At 71.4% G+C, this 6,555-nt stretch carries 6 protein-coding genes and 1 tRNA gene; 6 read left to right on the top strand and 1 reads right to left on the bottom strand.

All coding sequences use genetic code 11. The features are described from left to right. Window positions 1-35 precede the first annotated feature (35 nt). Entirely contained in the window at window positions 36-383 is a 348-nt protein-coding gene (locus NBM05_RS12810; RefSeq protein WP_254168148.1) for a metallopeptidase family protein, read from the top strand. Between the two features lie 21 nt (window positions 384-404). Here NBM05_RS12810 and NBM05_RS12805 read toward each other — a convergent pair whose 3' ends face one another. Beyond that, window positions 405-2,219, bottom strand: a complete 1,815-nt coding sequence (locus tag NBM05_RS12805; RefSeq protein WP_254168146.1) for an ABC-F family ATP-binding cassette domain-containing protein — start codon at window positions 2,217-2,219, stop codon at window positions 405-407. A 108-nt stretch (window positions 2,220-2,327) separates the two neighbouring features. On the opposite strand from NBM05_RS12805, the gene NBM05_RS12800 reads away from it, so the two are divergent. The 5 genes from NBM05_RS12800 to pth all read left to right on the top strand — a co-directional run bounded on the left by NBM05_RS12800 (window position 2,328) and on the right by pth (window position 6,552). Next, a tRNA-Gln gene (locus NBM05_RS12800) sits at window positions 2,328-2,398 on the top strand. A 113-nt stretch (window positions 2,399-2,511) separates the two neighbouring features. Beyond that, window positions 2,512-3,969 carry a bifunctional UDP-N-acetylglucosamine diphosphorylase/glucosamine-1-phosphate N-acetyltransferase GlmU gene (gene glmU / locus NBM05_RS12795; protein ID WP_254168154.1) on the top strand — a complete coding sequence of 486 codons (1,458 nt, stop codon included), beginning with the start codon at window positions 2,512-2,514 and terminating at the stop codon, window positions 3,967-3,969. A gap of 4 nt (window positions 3,970-3,973) precedes the next feature. Continuing rightward, on the top strand, window positions 3,974-4,957 hold the full coding sequence (locus NBM05_RS12790; RefSeq protein WP_254168144.1) for a ribose-phosphate diphosphokinase: 984 nt from the start codon (window positions 3,974-3,976) through the stop codon (window positions 4,955-4,957). A 270-nt stretch (window positions 4,958-5,227) separates the two neighbouring features. Beyond that, window positions 5,228-5,848 carry a 50S ribosomal protein L25/general stress protein Ctc gene (locus tag NBM05_RS12785; RefSeq protein WP_254168142.1) on the top strand — a complete coding sequence of 207 codons (621 nt, stop codon included), beginning with the start codon at window positions 5,228-5,230 and terminating at the stop codon, window positions 5,846-5,848. 113 nt (window positions 5,849-5,961) lie between these two features. Continuing rightward, entirely contained in the window at window positions 5,962-6,552 is a 591-nt protein-coding gene (gene pth / locus NBM05_RS12780; protein ID WP_254168140.1) for an aminoacyl-tRNA hydrolase, read from the top strand. Window positions 6,553-6,555 lie beyond the last annotated feature (3 nt).

Genomic DNA, 6,555 nt, shown 5'->3' with positions numbered 1-6,555 from the left:
GCCGGGAGGCGCCGCCCGCTCGATAGGCTGGACCCATGCTCCACATCACCCCGGATCAGTTCGAGTCCCTGGTCGCCGACGCGCTCGACGCCGTGCCCGAGGAGGCCCTCGAGCGCCTCGAGAACGTGGTCTTCCTGATCGAGGACCGGCCCGAGGACGGCAGCGACCTGCTGGGGATGTACGAGGGGATCTCGCTGACGGAGCGCAGCTTCTACGGCTACGGGAACATGCCGGACCGGATCGTGCTGTTCCGGGAGAACCTCGTCGCGGCCTGCCGCGACGAGGAGGAGCTGCGCCGGGAGATCCACATCACCCTGATGCACGAGATCGCGCACTGCTACGGCATCCCGGAGGAGCGGCTCCACGAGCTCGGGTGGGGGTGACGCGCCCGTGCGTCCCGGAGGCTACCCGGCGACCTCCGACAGCTCCAGCCACCGCAGCTCCAGCTCGTCGATCTCGTCCTGCACGGCCCGGGTCTTCTTCCCGAACTCGGCCAGCCCGGCGTAGTCGGACTGGTCGTGCGCGGCCATCTGCTCGTGCAGCTCCTCCCGGGTCGAGGCGAGCTTGGCGAGCTTGCGGTCGATGGCCTTGATCTCCTTCTGCGCCTCGCGGATCTCCGCGCCGCTGGGGCCCGACGCCGTCGCGGCCGGCCCCGAGGCGCCCAGCGGGCTGGAGCTCGGCTGGGAGGAGCGCGCGGCGTCGGCCGTCTCCTGCCGGCGCAGGTACTCGTCGATCCCGCCCGGCAGGTGCCGCAGCCCGCCGTCCATGACCGCGTACTGCTGGTCGGTGACCCGCTCCATGAGGTACCGGTCGTGGGTCACCACCAGCAGCGTGCCCGGCCAGGTGTCCAGCAGGTCCTCCATGGCCGCGAGCATGTCCGTGTCCAGGTCGTTGGAGGGCTCGTCGAGGATCAGCACGTTGGGCTCGTCGAGCAGGATCAGCAGCAGCTGCAGGCGCCGCTTCTGCCCGCCGGAGAGGTCCCGCACCGGCGTCGCGAGCTGGGCGTTGGTGAAGCCCATGCGCTCCAGCAGCTGGCCCGGGGTCATCTCCTTGCCGCCGGTCACATACGTGGTCCGCTTGCGGCCGATGACGTCGGAGACGCGCTCGTCCTGGACGTCGCGCAGCTCGTCGAGCTGCTGGGTCAGCGTCGCGACCCGGATCGTGGTGCCGCGCTTGACCCGGCCCGAGTCCGGCGCCACCGCCCCGGTGACCAGGCCCAGCAGCGTCGACTTCCCCGCGCCGTTGATCCCGAGGATCCCGGTGCGCTCCCCGGGCGCGATTCGCCAGGTGACGTCCCGCAGCACCTTCCGCTCCCCGCCGCCGGGCAGGGGGTAGGAGACCGAGGCGCCCTCGATGTCCACCACGTCCTTGCCCAGGCGGGAGACGGCCATCCGGGAGAGCTCGACGCGGTCGCGCACGGGCGGGACGTCCGCGATGAGCTCGTTGGCGGCGTCGATCCGGAACTTGGGCTTGGAGGTGCGCGCCGGGGCCCCGCGGCGCAGCCACGCGAGCTCCTTGCGCATCAGGTTCTGCCGCTTGGCCTCGGCGGCCGCGGCCTGGCGGTCCCGCTCCACGCGCTGGAGCACGTACGCGGCGTACCCGCCCTCGAAGGAGTCGACGACGCCGTCGTGCACCTCCCAGGTGTCGGTGCAGATCTCGTCGAGGAACCACCGGTCGTGGGTCACGGTCAGCAGGCCGCCGGAGTTCTTGGGCCAGCGCTGGGCCAGGTGGCGGGCGAGCCAGGTGATGCCCTCGACGTCGAGGTGGTTGGTGGGCTCGTCCAGCATCAGCACGTCCCAGTCCCCGGCCAGCAGCTTCGCCAGCGCCACGCGGCGGCGCTGGCCGCCCGAGAGGGAGGGGACCGGGGCGTTCCAGTCGAGGTCGCCCAGCAGCCCGGAGACGACGTCGCGGATCCTCGCCACCGAGGCCCACTCGTGCTCCGGGGTGTCGCCGACGACCGCCTCGCCGACCGTGTGGTCCTCGTCCAGGACGTCGGACTGGTCGAGGTAGCCGATCCGCACGCCCGAGCGGACCGTGACGCGCCCGGAGTCGGGCGCGAGCCGCTGCGCGAGGAGGGCCATGAGGGTCGACTTGCCGTCGCCGTTGCGCCCGACGATCCCGATCCGGTCGCCCTCGTCGAGCCCCACGGTCACGCCCTCGAAGACGGTGCGGGTGGGGAACTGGATGTGCAGCGATTCGCCGCCGAGTAGATGTGCCACGGACCCAGCCTACGTGCTGAGACGCCGGGCCGTGGCGGCGGGGCGGCCTTTGGTAGCATGAGTAACCGTCCGCGCGGGCGGTCCTCGTACACGCCGGGATGCGGACGATCCGCCTTGGTGTAATGGCAGCACAGCGGCCTTTGGAGCCGTTTGTCTAGGTTCGAGTCCTAGAGGCGGAACGAGCCCGCGCACCCGGCGCGGGCCGTCGCAGCACCACGAGCCGGCGCACCCCGCGCGGGCTGTCGCAGCAGCACGAGGAGTCCCCAGCACCTTGAACGTCGAAACCCAGGGAATGCCGTCCGCGGTCATCGTCCTCGCCGCCGGCGCGGGAACCCGCATGAGATCATCACTGCCCAAGGTCATGCACCCCATCGGGGGGCGCTCCATGGTGGAGCACGCGGTGGCCACCGCCCGAGAGCTCGCGCCCGAGCACCTCGCCGTGGTGGTCCGCCACCAGCGGGACCGCGTCGCCTCGCACGTCACCGACTTCGACGCCGAGGCGCTGATCGTGGACCAGGACGAGGTCCCCGGCACCGGCCGCGCGGTGGAGGTGGGCGTCGAGGCGCTCGACGCCGTCGTGCCCGCGGGCCTGGGCGGCACCGTCATCGTGACCTACGGCGACGTGCCCCTGCTGACCGCGGCCACCATCCGCAACCTGATCGGCTTCCACGAGGAGCGCAAGAGCTCGGTCACCGTGCTCACCACGCACCTCGAGGTCCCGGGCGGCTACGGCCGCATCCTCCGGGACGCCAACGGCGAGGTCACCGCGATCGTCGAGGCCAAGGACGCGACGCCGGAGCAGCTCGCGATCACCGAGGTCAACTCGGGCATCTATGCCTTCGACGCCGCCGTGCTGCGCGAGTCCCTGCGCTCGGTCACCGACGACAACGCCCAGGGCGAGAAGTACCTGACCGACGTCCTGCGCATCGCGCGGGAGAACGGGCGCACCACGGCCGCGCTGAGCGTCGAGGACCGGTGGGAGGTCGAGGGGGCCAACGACCGCGTGCAGCTCTCGCAGCTCGGCCGGGTCCTGAACCGCCGGGTCACCGAGGCCTGCATGCGGGGCGGCGCCACGATCGTCGACCCGGAGACCACCTGGATCGACACGACCGTGAGCGTCGGCAACGACGTCACGATCCTGCCGGGCACGCAGCTCTACGGCACCACCGTGATCGAGACCGGCGCGACCGTCGGGCCGGACACCACGCTGACCGACGTCATCGTCCGCGAGGGCGCCAGCGTGGTCCGCACGCACGGCTCCGACTCCGAGATCGGGGAGGACGCCAGCGTCGGCCCCTTCACCTACCTGCGCCCGGGCACCTACCTGGGCGAGGGCGGCAAGATCGGCACCTTCTGCGAGACCAAGAACGCCGAGATCGGCGCGGGCTCCAAGCTGCCGCACCTGAGCTACGCGGGCGACGTCACGATCGGGGAGAACTCCAACATCGGCGCGGCCTCGATCTTCGTCAACTACGACGGCGTGAGCAAGCACCGCTCGCGGGTGGGCTCCAACGTCCGGATGGGCTCGGACAACATGTACGTGGCTCCGGTGACCGTGGGCGACGGCGCCTACTCCGGCGCCGGAACCGTGATCCGCAAGGACGTGCCCGCGGGCGCGCTGGCGATCACCGAGGCACCCCAGCGCAACATCGAGGGCTGGGTCGAGGAGAAGCGGGCCGGCACCGCGGCGGCGGAGGCCGCCCGCAGCGCCCGCGAAGCGCACCCCACGGACAGCGGCAAGGAAGGCTGAATCAATGACCGGGACCATGACCAATCCGGGCGAGAAGAAGATGGTGCTCGTCTCCGGGCGAGCCCACCCCGAACTGGCCGAGCAGGTCGCCGAGTCGCTGGACTGCGACCTGCTGCCCACCTCGGCCTACGACTTCGCCAACGGCGAGACCTACATCCGCTTCGAGGACTCCGTGCGCGGGGCCGAGTGCTTCGTCATGCAGTCGCATCCGGCGCCGATCAACGACTGGCTCATGGAGCAGATCATCATGATCGACGCACTCAAGCGGGCCTCCGCCCGGCGGATCACCGTGATCTCGCCGTTCTACCCGTACGCGCGCCAGGACAAGAAGCACAAGGGGCGCGAGCCCATCTCGGCCCGCCTGATCGCGGACCTGTACAAGACCGCGGGCGCGGACCGCATCATGAGCGTGGACCTGCACACCTCGCAGATCCAGGGCTTCTTCGACGGCCCCGTGGACCACCTCATGGCGATCCCGCTGCTGGCCAACTACGTGCGCGGCCGGGTCGACCTGGACAACGTCACCGTGGTCTCCCCGGACACCGGGCGCGTGCGGGTCGCGGAGCAGTGGGCCGAGCTGCTGGGCGGCTGCCCGCTGGCCTTCGTCCACAAGACCCGCGACATCAACGTGCCCAACCAGGCCGTGTCCAAGACCGTGGTCGGCGACATCGAGGGCCGCTCCTGCGTGCTGATCGACGACATGATCGACACCGCCGGCACCATCTCGGGGGCCGTGAAGGTGCTGCAGGACGCCGGCGCCAAGGACGTCATCATCGCGGCGACCCACCCGGTCTTCTCGGGTCCCGCGTGCGAGCGCCTGGCCGGCTCCGGGGCCAACGAGGTGGTCGTGACCAACACGCTGCCCGTCCCCGAGGAGCGGCAGTTCGAGAACCTCACGGTCCTGTCCATCGCCCCGCTGATCGCGCGCGCGATCAAGGAGGTCTTCGAGGACGGCTCCGTCACGAGCCTCTTCGACGGCGTCAGCTGACCGCGGGGCCGACGACCTGCCCGCCGCGGGCCCGTCCCGGCGGTCCCCGGCCGCGGCCCGTCGCCTGCTCGGTTCCCACCGGCCCCCGCCGCTTGCGCGCGGGGGCCGGTTCGCTCATAATGGGTCGGTATGCCAAGGCGAGGGAGGACCTGCGGGTCCTCCGTGATCGACGGTGGCTGGTCGGCGAGACCCGGTGCGCGCACCGGGCGGACCGAGCCAGTGCGAACCAGCTTGGCTCGATCCACAAACCGACACGAAAGGTGGCCCACCATGGCTGACCGCATCAAGCTCTCCGCGGAGCCCCGCGAGGAATTCGGCAAGGGCGCAGCGCGCCGCATCCGCCGCGACGCCAAGATCCCCGCCGTCATCTACGGCCACGGCGCGGAGCCCGTCCACGTCGTGCTGCCCGGCCACGAGACCATGCTCGCGGCCCGCCACGCCAACGCCATCCTGTCCCTGGACGTGGCCGGCAAGAACTACCTGACCATGATCAAGGACACCCAGCGCCACGCGATCCGTCCCGAGATCTACCACATGGACCTCCTGACCGTCCGCCGCGGCGAGCGCGTCGAGGTCGAGGTCGCCGTGCACGTCGAGGGCGAGATCGCGCCGGGCAACATCCTGACCCAGCCCGAGACCGTCATCGTCGTCGACGTCGACGCCCTGGACGTCCCCGAGTACGTCACCGTCTCCGTCGAGGGCCGCACCGACGGCGAGCACATCACCGCCGCCGACATCGAGCTCCCCGAGGACGTCACCCTGGTGTCCGAGCCCGAGATGGCCGTCGTGAACGTCCACGCCGAGGTCGAGCAGGACCTGGGCGAGGAGCCCGAGACCGAGGGCGAGGAGTCCGAGGAGGCGGCCGAGGAGTCCGCCTCCGACGAGTCCTAGTCCCAGGACCCCGCGTACGGCCCGCCGATCTGCGCATCGGCGGGCCGTACCCGTATCCGCCCGCAGGCCGGCCGCGCCGGCCGCGGCCCGAGACCCTCAGAGGAGAACCGACCGTGTCCGAGACCTGGTTGATCATGGGGCTGGGCAATCCCGGCCCGGAGTACGCGGCGACCCGCCACAACGTGGGCCAGATGGTCCTGCGCGTCCTGGGGGAGCGGGTGGGCGGCAGCTTCAAGCGGCACCGCTCCGGCGCCCAGGTCCTCGAGGGCCGGCTCGGCATCGGCGGCCCCCGCGTGGTGCTCGCCGCCTCGACCGGGTACATGAACACCTCGGGAGGCCCGGCGGCGGGGCTGGCCCGCTTCTACGACGTCGACCCGGAGCGCCTGATCGTGGTCCACGACGAGGTCGACATCCCCTTCGACACCGTCAAGCTCAAGCGCGGCGGCGGCGAGGGTGGTCACAACGGCCTGCGGGACATCTCCCGCGCCCTGGGCACCAAGGACTACCTGCGGGTGCGCGTGGGCGTGGGGCGTCCCCCCGGCCGCATGGACACCGCGGCCTTCGTCCTCAAGCCCTTCGCCAAGGCCGAGGCGCAGGCCCTCCCGGTCCTGCTGGAGGACGCCGCCGACGCCGTCGAGATGCTGATGGACAAGGGCCTCACCGAGACCCAGCAGAGGTTCCACGCCCCCGCCGCCGACGCCTAGGAT

Source organism: Rothia santali, assembly GCF_024199905.1.
Lineage (GTDB): Bacteria > Actinomycetota > Actinomycetes > Actinomycetales > Micrococcaceae > Rothia > Rothia santali.
Note: the sequence above shows the minus strand (reverse complement) of the source record. Positions and strands in the feature narration are given on the sequence as shown.

Excerpts from the sequence above, each read along its gene's own strand:
- NBM05_RS12810 (WP_254168148.1), top strand. The coding sequence starts at position 36 with ATGCTCCACATCACCCCGGATCAGTTCGAGTCCCTGGTCGCCGACGCG.
- glmU (WP_254168154.1), top strand. The coding sequence starts at position 2,512 with ATGCCGTCCGCGGTCATCGTCCTCGCCGCCGGCGCGGGAACCCGCATG.
- NBM05_RS12790 (WP_254168144.1), top strand. The coding sequence starts at position 3,974 with ATGACCGGGACCATGACCAATCCGGGCGAGAAGAAGATGGTGCTCGTC.
- NBM05_RS12785 (WP_254168142.1), top strand. The coding sequence starts at position 5,228 with ATGGCTGACCGCATCAAGCTCTCCGCGGAGCCCCGCGAGGAATTCGGC.